Source organism: Fictibacillus sp. NPDC058756 (assembly GCF_042746035.1).
Lineage (GTDB): Bacteria > Bacillota > Bacilli > Bacillales > Fictibacillaceae > Fictibacillus.
In genome coordinates this window covers 2,754,699-2,773,909 of the sequence record NZ_JBHYPU010000001.1, presented here as the reverse complement: position 1 = coordinate 2,773,909, position 19,211 = coordinate 2,754,699, and the positions used below count along the sequence as shown (strand labels likewise).

The 19,211-nt window shown below is 38.4% G+C and carries 22 protein-coding genes and 1 pseudogene; 15 read left to right on the top strand and 8 right to left on the bottom strand.

All coding sequences use genetic code 11. The annotated features are described in order from the left end of the window. Positions 1–8 precede the first annotated feature (8 nt). The 5 genes and pseudogenes from ACFW35_RS14255 to ACFW35_RS14235 all read left to right on the top strand — a co-directional run bounded on the left by ACFW35_RS14255 (position 9) and on the right by ACFW35_RS14235 (position 2,826). The gene (locus ACFW35_RS14255) at positions 9–899 is read left to right on the top strand and encodes an alpha/beta fold hydrolase (RefSeq protein WP_379846613.1); all 891 of its coding nucleotides are present in this window, start codon (positions 9–11) and stop codon (positions 897–899) included. Positions 900–911: 12 nt separating this feature from the next. Then, positions 912–1,385 (top strand): annotated as a pseudogene (locus tag ACFW35_RS14250) (GNAT family N-acetyltransferase); the annotation flags it as partial. 66 nt (positions 1,386–1,451) lie between these two features. After that, positions 1,452–1,799 (top strand): GNAT family N-acetyltransferase, encoded by a 348-nt coding sequence (locus ACFW35_RS14245; protein ID WP_379847515.1) that lies wholly within the window; start codon positions 1,452–1,454, stop codon positions 1,797–1,799. A 19-nt stretch (positions 1,800–1,818) separates the two neighbouring features. Further along, a complete protein-coding gene (locus ACFW35_RS14240) occupies positions 1,819–2,262 on the top strand; it encodes an NUDIX hydrolase (RefSeq protein WP_379846611.1) in 444 nt (147 codons plus the stop codon). A gap of 15 nt (positions 2,263–2,277) precedes the next feature. After that, entirely contained in the window at positions 2,278–2,826 is a 549-nt protein-coding gene (locus ACFW35_RS14235) for a GNAT family N-acetyltransferase (RefSeq protein ID WP_379846610.1), read from the top strand. 18 nt (positions 2,827–2,844) lie between these two features. Here ACFW35_RS14235 and ACFW35_RS14230 read toward each other — a convergent pair whose 3' ends face one another. Further along, positions 2,845–3,099 (bottom strand): YiaA/YiaB family inner membrane protein, encoded by a 255-nt coding sequence (locus ACFW35_RS14230; RefSeq protein WP_226536750.1) that lies wholly within the window; start codon positions 3,097–3,099, stop codon positions 2,845–2,847. Positions 3,100–3,251: 152 nt separating this feature from the next. Next, the gene (locus ACFW35_RS14225) at positions 3,252–4,157 is read right to left on the bottom strand and encodes a helix-turn-helix transcriptional regulator (protein ID WP_379846608.1); all 906 of its coding nucleotides are present in this window, start codon (positions 4,155–4,157) and stop codon (positions 3,252–3,254) included. Positions 4,158–4,243: 86 nt separating this feature from the next. Between ACFW35_RS14225 and ACFW35_RS14220 the strand changes: the two genes are divergently transcribed. After that, positions 4,244–5,155: an SDR family oxidoreductase gene (locus ACFW35_RS14220; protein ID WP_379846607.1), complete on the top strand. Its 912-nt coding sequence runs from the start codon at positions 4,244–4,246 to the stop codon at positions 5,153–5,155. A gap of 232 nt (positions 5,156–5,387) precedes the next feature. Here ACFW35_RS14220 and ACFW35_RS14215 read toward each other — a convergent pair whose 3' ends face one another. The 4 genes from ACFW35_RS14215 to ACFW35_RS14200 all read right to left on the bottom strand — a co-directional run bounded on the left by ACFW35_RS14215 (position 5,388) and on the right by ACFW35_RS14200 (position 9,606). Next, positions 5,388–5,933, bottom strand: coding sequence for a hypothetical protein (locus ACFW35_RS14215; protein WP_379846605.1), 546 nt, complete (start codon positions 5,931–5,933; stop codon positions 5,388–5,390). Then, positions 5,930–6,304, bottom strand: coding sequence for a cupin (locus tag ACFW35_RS14210; protein ID WP_379846604.1), 375 nt, complete (start codon positions 6,302–6,304; stop codon positions 5,930–5,932). Before ACFW35_RS14210 ends, ACFW35_RS14215 begins: the two co-directional genes overlap by 4 nt. Before the next feature lie 15 nt (positions 6,305–6,319). Then, positions 6,320–7,885 (bottom strand): hypothetical protein, encoded by a 1,566-nt coding sequence (locus ACFW35_RS14205; protein WP_379846603.1) that lies wholly within the window; start codon positions 7,883–7,885, stop codon positions 6,320–6,322. Between the two features lie 179 nt (positions 7,886–8,064). After that, positions 8,065–9,606, bottom strand: a complete 1,542-nt coding sequence (locus tag ACFW35_RS14200; RefSeq protein WP_379846601.1) for an ATP-binding protein — start codon at positions 9,604–9,606, stop codon at positions 8,065–8,067. A gap of 396 nt (positions 9,607–10,002) precedes the next feature. Here ACFW35_RS14200 and abc-f point away from each other — a divergent pair, with 396 nt between their 5' ends. Further along, positions 10,003–11,733: a ribosomal protection-like ABC-F family protein gene (gene abc-f, locus ACFW35_RS14195; RefSeq protein ID WP_379846600.1), complete on the top strand. Its 1,731-nt coding sequence runs from the start codon at positions 10,003–10,005 to the stop codon at positions 11,731–11,733. Positions 11,734–12,334: 601 nt separating this feature from the next. Here abc-f and ACFW35_RS14190 read toward each other — a convergent pair. Next, positions 12,335–12,532 carry a hypothetical protein gene (locus ACFW35_RS14190; protein ID WP_077362752.1) on the bottom strand — a complete coding sequence of 66 codons (198 nt, stop codon included), beginning with the start codon at positions 12,530–12,532 and terminating at the stop codon, positions 12,335–12,337. 213 nt (positions 12,533–12,745) lie between these two features. Between ACFW35_RS14190 and ACFW35_RS14185 the strand changes: the two genes are divergently transcribed. The 3 genes from ACFW35_RS14185 to ACFW35_RS14175 are packed head-to-tail and all read left to right on the top strand — an operon-like array spanning position 12,746 to position 15,780. Beyond that, positions 12,746–14,020 (top strand): ammonium transporter, encoded by a 1,275-nt coding sequence (locus ACFW35_RS14185; RefSeq protein WP_379846598.1) that lies wholly within the window; start codon positions 12,746–12,748, stop codon positions 14,018–14,020. Positions 14,021–14,080: 60 nt separating this feature from the next. Further along, entirely contained in the window at positions 14,081–15,055 is a 975-nt protein-coding gene (locus ACFW35_RS14180) for a DUF294 nucleotidyltransferase-like domain-containing protein (RefSeq protein WP_379846597.1), read from the top strand. Continuing rightward, positions 15,052–15,780 (top strand): exonuclease domain-containing protein, encoded by a 729-nt coding sequence (locus ACFW35_RS14175; protein ID WP_379846595.1) that lies wholly within the window; start codon positions 15,052–15,054, stop codon positions 15,778–15,780. Before ACFW35_RS14180 ends, ACFW35_RS14175 begins: the two co-directional genes overlap by 4 nt. Before the next feature lie 33 nt (positions 15,781–15,813). Here ACFW35_RS14175 and ACFW35_RS14170 read toward each other — a convergent pair whose 3' ends face one another. Further along, positions 15,814–16,128: a MerR family transcriptional regulator gene (locus tag ACFW35_RS14170; RefSeq protein WP_066287352.1), complete on the bottom strand. Its 315-nt coding sequence runs from the start codon at positions 16,126–16,128 to the stop codon at positions 15,814–15,816. Between the two features lie 204 nt (positions 16,129–16,332). Here ACFW35_RS14170 and ACFW35_RS14165 point away from each other — a divergent pair, with 204 nt between their 5' ends. From ACFW35_RS14165 to ACFW35_RS14145, 5 genes are all read left to right on the top strand, one after another. Beyond that, entirely contained in the window at positions 16,333–16,902 is a 570-nt protein-coding gene (locus tag ACFW35_RS14165; RefSeq protein WP_379846594.1) for a nitroreductase family protein, read from the top strand. Positions 16,903–17,099: 197 nt separating this feature from the next. Next, a complete protein-coding gene (locus ACFW35_RS14160) occupies positions 17,100–17,288 on the top strand; it encodes an alpha/beta-type small acid-soluble spore protein (protein WP_066287355.1) in 189 nt (62 codons plus the stop codon). A 112-nt stretch (positions 17,289–17,400) separates the two neighbouring features. Further along, positions 17,401–17,547, top strand: a complete 147-nt coding sequence (locus tag ACFW35_RS14155) for a hypothetical protein (protein ID WP_379846592.1) — start codon at positions 17,401–17,403, stop codon at positions 17,545–17,547. Between the two features lie 22 nt (positions 17,548–17,569). Then, the gene (locus ACFW35_RS14150; protein ID WP_379846591.1) at positions 17,570–18,205 is read left to right on the top strand and encodes an FMN-dependent NADH-azoreductase; all 636 of its coding nucleotides are present in this window, start codon (positions 17,570–17,572) and stop codon (positions 18,203–18,205) included. Positions 18,206–18,681: 476 nt separating this feature from the next. Then, on the top strand, positions 18,682–19,080 hold the full coding sequence (locus tag ACFW35_RS14145; protein ID WP_379846589.1) for a hypothetical protein: 399 nt from the start codon (positions 18,682–18,684) through the stop codon (positions 19,078–19,080). Positions 19,081–19,211 lie beyond the last annotated feature (131 nt).

Sequence of the window (19,211 nt, the reverse complement as noted above, 5' to 3'; positions counted from 1 at the left end):
GGTGCTCTGTGAAATTTAATAATCGTGAATATAAATTAAGTATTAACGGGATCAATCATTGGATAAAGATTGAAGGTTATGAGAACAAATCAATGCCTTTAATTCTTATCCATGGCGGGCCAGGCGGTAATCATTATAATTTTGAACGAACTGTTGGACGCATGATTTCTAAAGAAAGAACAGTTGTGTATTACGAACAAAGAGGATCAGGGCGAAGTGACAAGCCAGAATCTGCTGATGACTACTCGATTGATTTGCTTGTGTCTGATTTTAAGGTTTTAAAAGATTCATTAGGAATAGAAAAAGCAGACCTGTTGGGATACTCATTCGGTGGAGAGTTAGCACTTGAAATAGCTTATGCCTTTCCGAATGACATTAATAAGCTGGTGCTTTCTGGTCCAAGTTTAATGTATTCAAATATACAGCAGCTTATTCAGATACAGGGATTCATGTCTGTTGCTGAAGGAATTCTTCTAGAGAGAATTGAAACAATCCTAAAACAAAAGAAATCGATAGAAGAGAAATATAATGAAGTGTGGTCAATCGTAGATACAAAGACTGTTGATAGATTTTTGTTTGAAGATCAAAGTGTGGCTGAACAAAATAGATTGCTTTGGAATAAAAGCGGTCTACAGAACACAGGACAAATGATGAAAGCATTGTATAAAAGTCCACCTCATGTACCTCTATTACATCGACTAAAGAAGATAGAAAACGAGACTTTAATAATTACTGGAGTACATGATAGAAATACAGGATTAAGTGTTTCAAAAATAATAGATAAAGAGCTTAACTACAGCAGCTTGGAGTTGTTTTATAATAGTGCCCACTTTCCTGAAATGGAGGAAAAAGAGAAGTTTGTAAAATTAACTTTAGAATTTTTGAATACAAAAGATTAAGGAGTCATTTCAATGAACATCGTACCAATCTCAGTACTGGACAAAGAAAAAACTGATTGCTTTTTTATCAAGCATTGGGGAAGTCTAGAAATGGTTATTTCAAGCGGAACGTTTCAATGTAATGAATTAGATGGTTTTGCAGTTTTAAATGAATCAGAGCAAATCATAGGTCTTATTACATATATATTTCAAGCAGAAATATGTGAGATTATCTCCCTAGATAGTTTAGTAGAGAAACACGGGATAGGGTCTTCACTTATTGATAAAGTGGAACAAATCGCACAGAAAAGAAGTACTTCACAAATAAAAGTCATCACTACAAATGATAATTTACATGCTTTAAGTTTTTATCAGAAGAGAGGTTATCAAATTGTAGAAGTACTGGTAAATGCAGTTGAGCAAGCAAGAAAGAGTAAACCCGAAATTCCTTTTACAGCTGAGAACGGAATTCCAATTCGTGATGAAATCGTTTTGCAGAAGAGTTTGGGTGTAGATCAAGTACTAAAAGGTGATATTAAGTATGTCATTAATGATAATTTGTTAACTGCCGAAGTGTTTTTATTATTAGTAAACGGAGTTTGGCAAGGTGATTACAATGAAACACTTACACACATTGCCTTACAGAAAACAATGAACATAACAGCTTGGCAGAACGATAGATTAGTTGGCTGCGTTCGAATTCTAACAGATGGTTATTTTTTTGGAACGATTTCAGAGATTCTCGTACTTCCTGAATTTCAAAAAATGGGGATTGGGAAACGACTGATGGAACTTGCTTGGGAAGCCAGCCCAACATCACTTTTCTTGGGTGCACAGCCAGGGAAAGAACCGTTCTTTGAGAAATTAGGTTTTGTAAAAGGTATTCAATCCTTCCAAAAGAAAAAGGAACGGAGAAAATAAAAAAGGGAGAAACAAACATATGCTGACTTTTATAAATGAACTTCCAACAGGTAAAAAGATTGCCGGTGTCCATACCATTCCCATTACAGAAGGTAATATTATGATGGCTTGGGACGAAGATGAACAGATCCTCACTACAATTGGTGGCAGAGTGGAAGAAAATGAGAGTTTAGAAGAAGCTCTGGCACGTGAAGTAATGGAAGAATCGGGAATAACGCTTCATGAAGAAAAAATACCATTTGCTTGCTGGTATTGGGATTCTACCAACACTTATACAGTTCGGTACTTGAGTAGAGTTGACCAATTTGTTTCAAATACATTTACACTAGAAAAAACAGGCTATGTAATAAGTAATTTTGAAACAATGAAACAAATGGTTAGAAAGATGGAAGGTCCCTCAAGTATACGGACACAACTATTAATTGAAGCAGAAAAAAGAGCAAACCAATTAAACTGCGTATAAATTTAGGGGATTCCAATGAAAAAACGAATACCAAAAATAATCTTGCGAGAATTAATAATAGAAGACGCATATGATCGTTATCAATGGTGCATGGATCAAGAGGTTACTCGACACCTCAACATGCCTGATAGAACACCACCATTTAGCCTGGATGAGACAAAGAGCTGGATTCAACAGTGCATCAACAAGACAAATGGTTATGAACAAAAAGCAATACTTGCTGAAGATGGAAAACATATCGGCTGGGTTGATTTGAAGAACATTGACACTTTAAATAAACATGCAGAATTAGGCATCGCGATTGGTGATAAGAACTATTGGGGTAAGGGTTACGGCATTGCTTCAATGAATGAAATGCTATCATTCGGATTTCAAGAACTTGGTTTGAACAAGATTTGGCTAAGAGTAGAAGTGGATAATGAAAAGGCCATAAAATCTTATAAAAGAGCAGGGTATGTAGAAGAAGGGATTTTAAGACAAGATCGATTAAGAAAAGGCATGTATGTGGACAGGTTAAGGATGAGTATTTTAAAAGACGAATATGTAAAGGGAAGGCAATGCTGATGCCTTCCCTTGTTTTCGTTATTCAGCTTTACTCATTCTGCGTTCTTGCTCGGCGATGATCTCATCGTCTTCTGCATTATCACGTGTAACTTTCTGTGTAAGGATTGCGCCTACTGCGACTAAGATCATAACCGCAATGTAATACCCTTTTTCATTCAGCTGCAGATTATCTGCGTTGTAGAGACCGATACAGAACATCGAAACTCCTGCAAAAAATGTAAAATACGCCAATACCGTAAAGGCTGGAGTGTTTCTTCTTCTATATTTTTGCATATGTACATCCCCCTTTTTTTAATAAGATAAAATAAAATATATATGCCAAATCGTAACTTCATTATAATCAAAAAAAGGATTATTTTCCTTATTTTTCTTGTTTTATTTGTATAGGTAAAGCACAGACTCCGCCATTTTAGTTACATCATCAATCAATGAAACAGGATGCTTAATCTGATTTGATCCCCAAACCCTAACACATAGGCTTCTGCTTCTTGCTTCGTATCAAAAGAAAGCTTAACAGGTATCCAGCCATCTTTGTTCGGTGCTCCGGTATGTAAAACTTGAGCAAAACGTCCGGTGAAAGTTAACCGTGGAAAAATAGCAGGAGACACTTCGACATCCACTTCAAAGACAGGCAAATTTTGAACAAAGGTTTGTTTTGACTCATTCCAATACTCAGCAAGTTTAAAATCTTGAGGTCTTTTAAATACCTCGGCAGTCATTTCTGCAGATTTTATTCGAGATACTCTAAAGTTTCTGAGTTCACCGTTTGAGGCTGCGATCAAATACCACGTTCGTCCTTTTGCCACTAGTCCCAATGGTTCAACGATTCTCTCTGATGTTTCTAGGTTGGCTTTTTCGTACTTCATCTTTATTTTTCGTTCTTTCCAGATTGCCTGCTGCAAGGTGCTTAGTGCGGAAAGTTCTTGGCTGGACTGTCTCCAAGTATCTGTATCGATATGAACACGGTTCCACATATCATCTGCTTGTGATTGAAGAGAGTTCGGAAGGGATGCCAACAGCTTCTGCCGAGCTTCCTTCCAGTCCTTTGTGAATCCAAGGTCACTAAGCAGCTGAAAAGAAGGGGAAAGAAACAAAGTTTTAAGCTCGTTATCTTTTAATCCTGTCAGTTTTGTTCGGTATTGCTCAACCAGCCGCCACCCGCCATGTTTACCGCGCTCAGCTAATACGGGAATCCCAGCAGAACTCAACGCCTCCATGTCACGATGGATCGTACGTTCTGTTACTTCTAGTTCTTTGGCTAATGCTTTTGTTGTCATCTTTTCATGATTTTGCAGCAGTAATAAGATACTGATCAATCGGTCTGCTCGCATACGATTTCTCCCTTTTTTTAATATGACATAAGGTGTCAACTTTAAAGGTTATACTAAAGATAATTCAAAAAAGGAGCGGATGCAAATTGAAACCACTAGAAGGAAAAATAGCACTTGTAGCTGGCGGAACAAGAGGGGCTGGACGAGGGATTGCGATGGAACTAGGAGCTGCGGGAGCAACCGTTTATATTACGGGAAGAACAACACGCAAAGAAATTTCTGAATACGGAAGACCAGAGACGATCGAAGAAACAGCCGACCTCGTGAACGAATTAGGCGGTGTTGGAATTCCTGTGCAGACAGACCATCTAGTACCAGAGCAGGTTAAAGCGTTGATTGAGAAAATTGAAAGAGAACAAGGCAGGCTAGACATCCTTGTTAATGATATTTGGGGTGGAGAAAATTTGATCGAGTGGGATACACCCGTTTGGAAACATTCACTTGAAAAAGGGTTGCGAATGCTTCATCTCGCTGTTGATACGCATCTTATCACCAGCCATTACGCACTTCCGCTATTAATTAAAAATGAAGGCGGACTGGTGGTTGAGATGACTGACGGGACAAAAGAATACAACGATTTAAATTACAGGGTATCTATGTTTTATGATCTTGCGAAAACTTCTGTCAACCGGATGGCAAAAGCTTTGTCTCATGAACTTTCATCATATAAATGTACGGCGGTTTCGGTATCGCCAGGGTGGATGCGGTCAGAAATCATGCTTGAGGTATTTGGTGTAACTGAGGAAAATTGGCGAGATGGGGTGAAAAAAGACCCGCACTTTGCAATCTCGGAAACACCGAGGTTTGTCGGAAGAGCTGTGGCAGCAATAGCAGGGGATGAAGATCGTCATGAATTGAATGGTCAATCCTTTTCTAGCGGAGAACTTGCAAAAAAATACAACTTTTATGATTTGGATGGTTCACAGCCAAATTGTTTTCGTTATTTGGAGGAAGTAGTGGAAACGGGAAAACCAGCAGATATAAAAGGATACAAATAAGAAAAAGGCGTATGTTGTATACGCCTTTCCTACTGCAAAGTTTTATTCATTTCTTTTAAAAAAGGAAACAAATAATCAACGCTATCTCTCTTTTCGTTGCGAATGAATTCATCAATACTTTTATTATTGTTCTTTAACCACACTATACGTTGAAACTCAGGACTTTCACCTTTTGCTATTAAAGCTTTACAAAAGACTTTATATTGTTCATCAAGTTGTTCTAGCGTTAAGTTCAGCTGTATGTGATAGTTATGAAATCAAAATCGCCACCAGTTTTCAAATATTTCACACCACATTCCTTAACGTCATTATTATCGATTATTCCTAATTCTTCGTGTAATTCTCTCAACAAACTTTTTTCTAAGTTGAAAACAGAATCCTGAAGATCATGAACGCTTAATCCGCCGCCAACACATTGTAATCTTCCAGGATAAGCTGTGTTTTTTCCCATTTCTCCAAAGACAAAGAAAGAATCTGCTGTTTCAACTAATCCTGCACTATAAATTACTCTGCATCTTTCCATTTCGATTTGTTTGTTTCGAACAGAATAGAGATAGTATGCGTAATCTGATCTTTTTAAGATAACGTTCAAAAAATATTGGCTTTCTTCCACTGTATTAACATGAAAGACTTCACCACGAGTAAATCTATTGTCTTTATTAATTTCACTCCAAAAATTTTCCACTTTATCTTGAAAAGGTTCAGGTAATTCTACCGGAATTTCATCAAGTTTAACTGAGAGAGGCTTGGTTACATAAGTTAAAACTGCTGGTTTCATGATGAAAAATCCGTTAATTTTTTCTCTGTCATAAACGAAGCAGGTTCTAACTCTTCACTTTCAATCACAATAGCAGTCAATCCGGTTTTTGTAGTCGTTTCATGAAATTCATCTTTTACCCAAAATGCAGCTTGCCCGGCTTTGATAGGATAGATAGCATCGTCCTCGCCCAGTACAAAACCTTCGCCGTTAACAACAAGAAACAGCTGAGGAACAACCGCCTGATGATAGCCGATGATGCCATCTTTATCAAGATGCATGCACCCAATATTTGCGGACTTATCCGTTAGTATAATACGAGACATAACAAAGTCAGAATCGAATTTTGTTATGTGTTTGCCGACCTCTTTACTAAAATTAAAAATCTTCATAATAAACCTCCATTACTAGAACATATATGGACCAACAGTTAGGGACAAAAATGTGATGTTTATTACTACAAAGTAAGAAATTGAAGCGATCATACTCCAGTCTTTCTTTTTACCGAACATTACCGCGACTCCGCTTAATACGGCCAGAAGCAATGGAATGATAAACGAACTGCCTGAGAACGCAAGAAAGTCTGGTGCAAAGTAATAATAATGCTCGTTAAATAATTTTTGAATAAAAATAAGCTGTACGCCAAGATAAAGGGCAAGGATCGTAAACATAACTCGCTTATCTTCGGCCTCCATCAGCGAAATCTTAACCAAATAGACAAGCAGTGCAAAAAGTACTGCTGGTGTGATCCAAAACAATGCACTCATGGCAAGTACTAATCCTTGAAATAAAGATAGAATCGTTGTTGAAATCGCCTGCTTATAATCTTCCTTTGTTTTTACCAAACTTTTATCAATGATGTCCGATTTTGAAGATGCTCCGCTAAAAGTAAATTCTTGTTGCGAGATCATATTCATCCAGATGATGGACTCATCACCTACCCAATGTGCATGAAGGGATCCATTATTTGTGGTGTTTCTTCTTTCTGTCAGCCAAACGTCGCCTTCTTCATAAGCCTCGTAAACATTCACTGCCTCTTTTTCATGAGACTTCATGGCTCTTGTAGTAAAAAGAACCTTCGCTTGATTATTCTGATCTACACCGTATTGCAAGTATTTCGGATTCTCCAGTTTCATCCCATTCTTCTCTTGAAATGTCATTTTCTTAAATGTCCAGTCGGCACCAGAACCCAATTGATTGGTTCCCTTAAAAATATAATACGATTTGCCGCCAGATGCATTTTGAAACAGACTATAGTAAATGGTTATATCCAGGCCATTTTCTATAAAATAAAATCCAAAATGATTTTGAGTTACCTGTTCATCAGCATCTAAAATGGTATGTTTTTTATACTCTGAGTTATTGAATTGATAAAGAAAGGCTTTTGCTTTTTTCGTATCACCTACTATTATTCCTGAAGCTAAAAAAGACTGAGATTTTTCGTTTACTACTACATCTTCTAAACGTTCTTTTACTTTATCAATCGATTTTATTTTCCATGTCCCCGGTTCCACACTTAGAATTTCATGTTCTTTAAAATATACGATTTTCTTTTGATTGGCATCCATACCGAAAACATCCTGATCAAGAATGTTTTCTTTCTTACCATCAAAATGTATGAGTTGTTTATTTTTCACATAAACAAATTCATTATCTTTTACCCAGAAATTTTGGGGGCTAGGAATCGTAACAGGTGTGGTCTTTTTATTCTTTACTTCGAGGTCACTGTTAACAGTAAAAGACAGCACTTCATTTTCTTTCGGAACATACACATGCTGCTGACCATTCTCTTCATAAAAAACCGGCTTTACCTCTCCAACGTGTCCTGCTTCTAAGGGCAATGAACGGCTCCAGCCTTCAGCAGGAAGCTCTAATTCTTTTTCTAAGTTCTGCCCGGTTAAAACAGAAAAAACGAGAAGAAAAAATAATAATGGAATAATAAATGGTTTTAGCTTATAGCCTATTTTTTTCATAGTTCATCCCCCTAATCTAAAATTTCGACACCAGTCCAAAATTTTCCTTTTTTTTATGTAATCACTCCAATATATGACTGAAAAAAGTAAATGGGGGCGAACTTAGTGAAGATTGCTTCGAACATAATCCTTAAGACCTCAAGAAAAAAGATGTCCCTAGCCAGTTGGGGACATCTTCTTCATTTTTTATTTGAAGAACTGTATGTATTCATAGCGTTGTTTTCAATTAACGGAAGGGTGATGTCAAAGGTTGTCCCTTTGTTCAGTTCACTTTTAACGGAGATGCTTCCTTTATGATTCTGAATGATTTTGTAGCTGACCATCAGTCCTAAGCCTGTACCGGTTGCTTTTGTCGTATAAAACGGCTCACCGATTTTCTTCACTTGTTCTTCGGTCATGCCCACGCCGTTATCCTCGATTGATATTCTTACTTTGTCATTGACTACAGATGTGGAAACGCGAATAATACCGCCGTTAGGCAAGGCTTCCATCGCATTTTTTAACAAGTTAACAAAAACCTGAGTAAGCTGGTTCTTTTCTCCGTATAAAATCACATCTTCTTCAGCAAAGTCGTTTAAGATGACGACATTTTTTAAATTTGCTTCAGCTTCAAGCAAGTAGATGACTTTTTTAAGGATGTCGGTTAGATTGCATTCATTAAAATAAATGGCATGAGGTTTAGCAAGTACCATAAACTCGCTGACGATATAGTTGATACGGTCTATTTCTGTGAGAATGATATCTGAGTATAAAACTTTTTTATCCTCGGTCGTTTCCTGTAAGACTTGAACTAACCCTTTTATCGTTGTGAGCGGATTTCGGATCTCATGGGCCAGTCCGGCTGCCAGTTCACCTACTAATGAAAGCTTTTCTGATTTGAGCAGCATTTCTTCCGTTTTCTTTTGTTCTGTAATGTCATATTGGATCGAGATGTGCTTATACGTCTTACCATCGTAATTCAAAAAAGGAATAATGGTCGTATCCACCCAATACAGAGTCCCGTCTTTCGCTTTGTTGCAGATTTCGCCTTTCCATACTTTACCCTGTTGGATGGAGTGCAAAATGTTATTAAGATATTCTTCGGTATGATAGCCAGACTTAAAGATTTCCCCATGATCTTTTCCTATTAATTCGTCCCGAGAGTATTTTGAGATTTTGCAAAAATGGTCGTTCACATAGGAAATCGTGTTGTTCTGGTCAGTTACCGCGAAAATGGTTGCCTCATTTAATGCGAATTTAAAATCCTTCAATTCTTCTAATGTAATGATTAAGTCTTCATCTGTTTCGGTGCTATAAGTATTTTTTGTGTAGTTATTTGTTAACGAACTTGTTGCATGATCCAATAACGGATCAACAACCTTTAAGATTTCGAGAAGAGCTGCGGATGATACTGTGTTATCTTTAATTTCATTTTCCAATACGCATAAGATAAGTTTACGGGAATAAAAAACAGAATTTAAATAATAGGTTAGCGAGTATTCATGCGGAACCTTTTGCTCCTGTAAGTCTGCCCAATACTGAATTTCTGCTTGTGCTTTTTCATAGTCTTCACTTAAAGCATAACCAAGGTGCTGGAAGAGCTTGCTGCGCCATTCGATCATTTCTTTCCTGTCTGGTTCGGGTGAATGATTCCTTAGCTGATGAATCTCAGTTATTTTATTCGCTAGGAGATGACTTCGCATCTGCAGCATATAACCGAACAAACTTACTTCTGTGTTCACGATTCTTTCACCTCTCGACAAAATTTGAATATTATTCCTATTAGACATTTAGATGTAAATACCTTTATTTCAAATCTAATTTGACAATCTGCTTTTGCCAAAATATACTATAAACTGTAAGAAGTCATATGGGAAAGGAACGGTACTGCGCTGATGTGGAAAAATCTTATTTTCTTAGGCTAACTCATAATAAGTGAGACCTGGAGAATAGGATCAGTCTGCCCATTTTGCGTACACAAGTACCATCATTCCGAATATGATTTCACACAAAAAACTTTTGTTTTTGTGTTTATTTGGATACGTGTCAATGCAAATTTGCGATCAAAACCTCTCTGGGTCTCTAGGGAGGTTTTTTTGTTTAGCCTCCTTCAAAAACAGATAACGAGGTGAAGCTGCATGTCTATCGTATTACAAGTAAAGAATCTGCAGAAAAAATTTGGTGAACGAGAAATTTTAAAAGATATTAGTTTTGAAATCAGACAAGGTGAGAAAATCGGGCTTGTCGGCTGGAACGGAAGCGGTAAGACGACGCTTGTGAATATGCTGATGGAAAGAGTGGAGCATGATAGGGGATCGATCACAACTTGGCCTTCAAACTTGAAGATGGGCTATCTGCCGCAATCAACAGATTATACGCTGAATGTAGAAAACGAAATAACGAATTCCGCAAAAGAACTGTTTCAGACGAGCAAAAGACTGGGTCTTCATAAAGAGGTCATCGAACGAGAAGAATTTCAGCATCTAAGCGGTGGAGAGAGGTTGAAGTTATCGATCGCCAAGATTTGGGCAAACCACCCAGAGTTCTTGATCTTAGACGAACCTACCAATCATTTAGATCTTCAGGGGATCACGTGGCTGACAGAAGAAGTGGGCCGATATGCTGGAGCAGCCCTCATCATTTCGCATGACCGCCGTTTTTTGGATCAGACAGTTGATAAAATTTTTGAGATCGAATACAGCAAGCTGACCGTATACGAAGGAAACTATTCCGCATACCGTGCAGAGAAAAATCGCCGGTATGAACAGCAGAAACGTGATTATGAAAAGCAGCAAAGAAAAGTGGCGATGATTGAACAACAAGTCAACACGATCAAGAACTTTGCGGAAAAAGCACACAAACAAGCGGGTAAAGGCGGCTCACTATCTGAAAACAGGCAGATGGGTCTCAAGCAGTTTGAACGTGCAAAGGCGAAGAAAAAAGATAAACAGGTGAAGTCCAAGCTGAACCGGTTGAACCTGGAGTTGTCCAAAAAAGGTGTTGAAAAGCCAAAAGAAGAGACGGACGTTTTCTTTCATTTTGATGCTGCCGGTAAAATAGGGAAAAGGCTGATTGAAGCGCGCGGGCTGTCGAAACAGTTTGGAGACAACATCCTATTTGAGAAGAGTCACTTTTACATCAAAAACGGTGAGAGAATTGGCCTGCTCGGTTCGAACGGAGCGGGTAAGACGACTTTTATTAAGATGCTGCTTGGAGAAGAGACGCTAACGAAGGGCTCGATCTGGAAGAGTGAATCGATGAAAACCGCCTATTTGTCGCAGGACGTCAGTGATCTTCCTGAAGAGAAGAACGTCTATCAATATTTAGTGCTGGAGGAACGGGAACGAGTTAGAAAAGCAGAAACCATTTTTGCGAACATGGGGATCGATAACGCTAAACTATCAAAGCCGATCTCTCATTTTAGTTTAGGGGAACGTACACGGGTGAAGCTCGTGCAGATGATTCTTCAAGACTATGACGTTCTTATTCTTGATGAGCCAACGAATCATCTGGACCTGCCAAGCCGGGAGCAGCTTGAAGATACACTGAGTGAATTTAACGGCACCCTCATCATCGTCTCTCATGACAGATTTTTCGTTGAAAAGCTTTGCGATAAACTGCTAGTTATCGAGAATAAGCGTATTAATCGCTATGAAATGGGGTTGGTAGAATATGAGGAAAAGAAGACAGAGAAAAGTGGTGTGCCAGATCGAAATTTGGCTGATGAGCTTGTATTGGTCGAAAATAAAATAACAGAACTGCTTGGGAAGATCAGCTTCTGTAAAACAGGTACCGATGAATATATGCAAGTCGATCAGGATTTGCAAGGTTTTATGGAAAGAAAGAGAAAACTTATACAAGAATTATAACAATATCAGCTGGCTCAAAAGAAAAACTTTTGAGCTAGCTTTTTTGTATGGCATGTTTGGGGTGCAGAAGAGAAAAGAGCATATAGCGAAAAAGCCGCGCTATAACTGGCTGGATGAAGTTGAATGTGATTGTTGATCAGAAAATCAGCGTGACCGAACAAAAAAACACCCAACCGAACAGTTTTACATTGAGCCAAGTAAAAAAACAATTTCAACTTTTTACTGAATATATATTGAAATTTCTGATAACTAGTTTATACCCTCTTAAAAGGAGAGTGAGAACCATGAGTTTTCTAGAGAAAGTAAGTAAAGCAGCAGGCAGTACATTCGCAGTTTGGGTGATTCTTTTTGCCATCTTAGCCTTTTTTATTCCAGGGACTTCATTGAAAAGTTAATTGGAGCGGAAGGGCGAGACTCCTGCGGGACGAGTGTGACAGGTGAGACTCCTAATGGCGCAGAGCGGCAGGAGGCTTACCGCACGCCCCGCGGAAAGCGAGCTCTGCAGCGGAAATTAACCTCATTCAAAAACAACACTGCTTATACATAAGAACTAAAAAGAGAACTCCCCAATAAGGAAGTTCCCTTTCACTTCGTAATAATATTATTTGAAAATGTCGATCGGGATCGTCCCTTTTTTCACAGAAAGTGATTTAATCTTCTGCACATCCTGGTTGTTCTTAATTTCTCCCATAAACTTCTCATACGCCTCAGGTACTGAAGGAACAGTATACACCACACGATGCAATCTATTTTCAATGGCAGCTTCAACTAGAAACAGTTCAAAATGATCTTTATTCAAAATTGAACCCCCTTCGTATTTCAGAATAATAATAAATTCTCCTTTCTAGTTCGTTGTCCCTTTATTCTTCAAGTATTTGTAATAGAAAAGTAAAGAAAACATGGCTGACTCCAAGCATTTAAAAAACCATGTTAGATTTTCTGACATGACAGTAGAATCTACGCCAGAACTGTATAGAATGAAAGAAATATCACATACAGGGGGCGTTCTAAAATGGAAGAAATCATATTTTCGTTAAATAGTGTGTGGCTGGTGCTAGGTGCACTGCTCGTTATTTTGATGCAAGGTGGATTCATTTTACTTGAAGCAGGTTCGACTAGAATGAAAAACGCCGGTCACATTGCCGGAAAAACAGTCTTTACGTTCGGGCTGGCATCCATCGTGTTCTGGGCTGTTGGCTACGGATTTATCTTTGGAGGAAACTCAAATTTCTTTATCGGCTTGTCAGACTTTTTTTATTCAGGTGAACAAACAGGTGACATGCCTTATTCGACAGCAGCATTTTTCCTTTTTCAGCTAGCTTTTGCTGGCATCTCGTTAACCATTGCGTTCGGTGGTTTTGCAGAGCGTGCAAAGTTATCCGCATATCTCGTATTCGCAATACTCTTTTCTGTTCTTGTTTATCCAGTGGTTGCACATTGGATCTGGGGTGGCGGTTGGTTGGCTGAACATGGGAAGCAAGACTTTGCAGGTTCGACAGTTGTTCACTTAACAGGTGCGATGGCTGCGTTCGCGGCAACGATCTTACTAAAACCGCGTATTGGCAAGTTCAATAAAAACGGAACAGCAAACAATATCTTTGGCCACAACCAAGTTTATACCGCGCTTGGAGTCATCGTATTATGGGTAGGCTGGTTTGGTTTCAACGGCGGCAGCACGTTTGTTGTAGATGATGGCTTTTTTGGATTCGTGGCACTTAACACAAATATTGCTGCTGGGGCTGGGGCAGTAGCTGCACTTATCATTTCATGGATGGTTCTTGGGAAATCAGATATTCCAACGATACTAAACGGTGCACTTGCAGGGCTTGTGGCTATCACCGCATCTTGTGCTTTCGTTGAAACGTGGGCAGCGGTTGTGATCGGGTTTGTAGCTGGAATCTTAGTATTCTACAGTGTGAAATTCTTCGACCGATTAAAAGTAGATGATCCGATTTATGCATTATCTGTTCACGGTGCAGCGGGTGTTTGGGGCACGTTGTCAACGGGTCTATTCGCTACACCTGAACTCGCAGCGGTCGGGCAGCCAGGATTATTTTATGGAGGAGGATTCTTTCAGCTTGGAGTTCAGGCGATGGGTGTTTCGGTATCCGCGATCTACGCGTTTGCTGTCTCTTTCGCAATTTTATATATCATGAAAAAAGTAATGAAAGGATTGCGAGTAAGCGAGGAAGAAGAGATTATAGGGCTGGACGTAAGCGAGCATGGCAACTACGGTTATCCGGAAGCTTTTATTAAAAACGAAGAAAAGAATAAAATTGCAAATTAAATCTGTGTGATAAGCATTGGGGAGTGCCTCAATGCTTTTACACAATTGGATGTGTTTTTAATGTCATATATCGAAATAAAACAATGGCGGGACAGCCAGATCGAAAAACAAGAATCCTCGGATGAATTAAATGTATTTCACGATTCTATAATGAAAAAGGTGTTTGAAACAGCTCTAAAAAAAGTGAAAGAAAAAGCGGGGCCTCCGCCATGCCGGTTTGCCTGGTTTGTCATGGGCAGTGCGGGCAGGTTTGAGCAGGCGATCATAAGCGATCAGGACCACGGTATCGTCTATGAAGAAGATGGCGAAGAGAACAGCGCTTACTTTAACACCTTCGGAAAAGAATTAGCTTTTGGATTGCATGAAGCGAGTTATCCTTATTGTGATGGCAACGTGATGAGTTCGAATCCAGTCTGGTGCAGATCAAAAGCGAGCTGGACCGAACAGCTGAAAAAATGGCTGAAAGAAGAAAGCTTTGACAGCATTCGTTATCTGCTGATCTTTTATGATGCAAGGGTGATAGAAGGAGAGAGTGAATACATCCTATATTTGAAAAAACAAATTCACAATGCCATCAAGAAAAAACCAGATCTGTTAGATCGTTTTTTAGAAAATACGATTCATACAAAAAAGGCAGTCGGTTTCTTTCAGCAGTTTTTGCCGGAAACACACGGTTCACATGCAGGTAGTATTGACATCAAACAATCTGGATTCCTGCCTTATGTGAATGCTGTCAGATTGTTAGCGTTAAAAGAAAATATTGAGGCAGCTTCGACCCTGTCAAGGATTGAAGCATTATCCCAGCTTCCGAAATACGGCCGCGAGCTGCAAGATTATAAAAGTGATTTTGGGAAGCTGCTTCATTACAGGCTTATGTATCATAAGAAAATGACGGAAAGTTATGATGATATTCATTATCTAGATGTTAAAGAATTAAACAAAAATGAAAGAAAAGAACTAAAACAGATTCTAAAAGATGGACAGAAACTGCAGGATTATACACAGTCAGTCATCAAAGGAATGATGAGTAGGTGAGAATCAATCCGCTCATACAGTTAATGAAACAGATGCAAGGCAAGATCAATTCGAGTGTTTATGCGTCGATGCAAGGGCAGTCTAGTGCGCAGCACATCGCTTTTTTAAGACAATTGCAAAAAGAAGTGAAAGTAGAAGAAAGTCTTGAGGTTCCGCTGAACGAACTGAATGTCGTCGTATTCGATCTGGAAACAACCGGGTTCTTTCCTGATCAAGGAAATGAGATTCTTTCGATTGGTGCTGTAAAAGTAAAAGGTGGAAAAGTACGCTATGAAGAGTGTTTCTATTCATTAGCCCAATGCAATGCTGAACTGACCCCTGAGATCAAACAGCTGACAGGACTAAAGGAAGAAGATTTTGAAGGAGCTCCAGAATTATCAAAAGTACTTATCGACTTTTATGAGTTTGTAAAAGGCGACGTCCTCGTGGCGCACCATGCGAGCCATGAAAAAAGTTTTCTGCAGCATTTCAACTGGAAGCTTTTCAGGACCCATTTCAGACACAGAATCGTGGATACTTCATTTATATTGAAAATTGCAGAACCAGATTCAAATATGATCCGTCTGGAAGATTGCTGTGAACATTGCGGTATCTCTGTAAATGACAGGCATCATGCATTAGGAGATGCAAAAATGACTGCTGAACTTTGGAGTATATATGTAACGAGAATACAGCAGCAAGGGATTAAAACCTTGCGTGATGTATATGAAAGGCTTTCAAGATAAGACAGCTGGCAACCTTAAGGGGAGCCAGCTGTTTTAATTCCTTATATTAAACTGGGCGTTGATCTGTCCACGGATCATCTTGTTCCGTTCTTCTCGCTGTTGTCTTTTCGTCATTTCCTTTTTAATCTCAAAGGTTTGTACACCGTCTTCTATCTGGTTTGCAATCTCCATCAATATTTCCACGTCAGAGAAGGAATACTTTCGAGTCCCGCGTCCTGTGCGCTCAGGAAAGATAAGCTTTCTTTCTTCGTAATATCGAATCTTCCGCTCTGACAAACCTGTCAGCTCACTGATGATGCCGATAGACATGACTTTTTTGTCTTTATAAGAAGTTTTATCAACAGACATAGAGTGACCTCCATATTAAGAATGAAAGAAAGCTAACAAATCCATGTTTTTCAGAATATTGTTAATTATTATATCATATTTATGTTAGAATTCCTTACATTAATTTTATGATAATAGTTGAAAAAGGTGATAATTCCTATTTTTATGGCTACTATATACAGAAAGGTCAGAATAACTCTTATAATGAGAGGAGTGTATTCGATTATGGATGTGTTAGATGCTATTAAAACACGAAGGAGCATCGGAAGAGTAAAAGATAACCCAGTACCTTCTGACTGCATTGAAAAAATCCTTGAAGCAGGAACGTATGCACCAAACCATTACAGGACAGAACCTTGGCGCTTTTTTGTTATAAGCGGAGATAGCCGAAAAAGATTAGGAACCGTTTTAGAAGAAATAGTTCGAACCGATCATGCAGATTTAGAAGCTGATGAAGTGGACCGGAAAGCAGAAAAAGCAAGGAATAATCCTTTAAGAGCACCAGTCATCATCGCTGTGGGGGTGGAACCAGGCGATAAGAAAAACGTTATCATGAAAGAAGAATACGCAGCAGTCTGCAGTGCGATCCAAAACATGCTGCTTACCGCACACTCATTAGGATTAGGCGCGATTTGGAGAACGGGTGCAGTAACTTATCAAGATAAAGTAAAGGAATTCTTTGGACTGACGCCAAAAGGAGATATGGCTGGTTTTATCTATATCGGTTATCCAGATTTAACGCCTAAGTCAGTAAAGAAAAAAGGATTTGAAGATTTCACAGTATGGATGAACTAAGAAAAGATAAAGAATATTAGTTAAATATTAGGAGAAAATAAAAATGAAAAATTAGAGTTTGCCATTAGTTTCACAGGAACGATTGTTTTCAATCGTTCTTTTTTATTTCCCTTAACAAATACTACCTCTGCTTAAAGGCGTATAAGAAAAATTTGAAGTGGAATTATAATCTTAATCATTAAAAGGAGGTGAAAACAATGGCTAGAAACAACAACAGCAACCAATTAGTAGTACCAGGTGCTCAACAAGCTATCGACCAAATGAAGTATGAAATCGCTTCTGAGTTCGGTGTAAACCTTGGACCAGACTCTACATCTCGTGCAAACGGATCTGTAGGTGGTGAGATCACGAAGCGTCTTGTAGCACAAGCTCTTGGCGGACGTTAATAATTAAATAACATGGCTATGGCTATCTGTTTAAGCAGGTAGCCTTTTTGTAAATTGGAAATGTATAGATGTAAATACATGGTTTAAAATAAAAAGGGAAGGTGAGTGATTAATGGATAACAAGGCTATTCATTATGATGGAAGTTTGCATAGCACAAATGAAACAGAGCAAGAAACAATCACAGAGCCGTTTGCATTAACTGATGAAGTAAGAGCAAAGATCAGCGGAAATCCTTATCTGCATGAAGCAAATGAATAACTAGAAAGGTCAGGTTCATTCTATGACAAAAGTCTTGTACATAACAGCACATCCGCATGATGATACAATGTCGTACAGCATGGCTGTTGGAAAAGCATTTATTGAAGAGTATAAAAAAATTAATCCAGATCATGAAGTAGTGAATGTTGACCTATATAAAGACGATGTTCCGCAAATTGATGTGGATGTCTTCAGTGGTTGGGGGAAACTTCAATCAGGTAAAGGGTTTGAAGAACTGTCTTCAGAAGAAAAGGCCAAAGTAGGAAGACTCACAGAGTTGTGTGATCAGTTCGTTTCAGCAGATAAATATGTATTTGTTACGCCAATGTGGAATTTTTCGTTTCCTCCAGTAATGAAAGCATATATTGATTCAGTAGCTGTGGCCGGAAAAACATTCAAATACACAGAACAAGGGCCGGTTGGTCTTTTAACAGATAAGAAAGCCATGCACATTCAAGCCCGCGGAGGCATTTATTCTGAAGGACCTGCAGCAGGAATGGAAATGGGACACCGTTATCTGAGTATCATCATGCAATTTTTCGGGGTTCCTTCATTCGAGGGAATTTTTGTTGAAGGACATGCCGCAATGCCTGACAAAGCAAATGAAATAAAGGAAAATGCCATCGCAAGAGCTAAAGACGCGGCACATACGTTTTAAAACAACTTCTAAAAACAGAATGACTAATAAATCGAGCAGAAGATCTTTACATTTTCTGCTCGTTTTTTTATTTTGCTCTTTTCTAAAGGCTCTTTTCTAAAAGATTGTTGCTACAGGGAGCTTTGAAGTTCTTCGTTGAAGAGTTGATTGCAGTGGAAGGTGCGAGACTCCTGCGGGACTGGCGGTCAGGTGAGACACTTAAAAGTGAAACGTACGAATGTGGCTCACCGCCTGCCCCGCGGAAAGTGAGCAACCTGGAACGGAAATCAACATCTTCCAAAAACAACAAAGTTTACGAAAACAGCCTTTCTAAAAGATTATAATTTATGAGCATTTTTTCTTTTAATTATTAGACCATTGATAGGAGTGCAAGGCGCGAGACTCCTTGAAAGTCACTAAAACAATCTTTATTTTTAAGGGTTTGGTAAATTATGGTAAAATTTTAGTGTGGTTATAAATTATTGGGGGATGGTAAATTGTTTGGGATGGCTGTAGAAGAAACGCTTATTTTAGTATGGTGTGTCATACTGTTAATAAATAATGTAGAGCTGCTTATTAGATATCGTTTTATAAAAGACAAATACATAGAACTTCAAGGATCGGATGAGTTTTTTCCAATCAGCAAATTTAGATTAAATTTAGGGATACTTATAGGAACTTTTATCTTCAAAGGGCTGATCTATATCATTGCAGTGTTTGTACTGAATAATATGTATGCCAAAATAATAGGTTTTTTGCTTTTGGCTTTAAGGATGATTGTTGGGACCCAGACCGAGGAAGAATTCCGTAAAACAAAATGGGATTTAATAACTTTAATATTAGAAACGCTTTTTGTCATTTACTTCATACTAGCTTTCTTCTTTTTTAACTGGTAAGAAAAGCTCAGAATTCTGGGCTTTTTTATTTTTTATAATAATTTTTAAACTTATAGTTGAGTAAATTTTCTGAACTATGTCATAATGGGTAAATACTATTTTGAAAACGTTTTCTAAAATCGGAGCAAAAG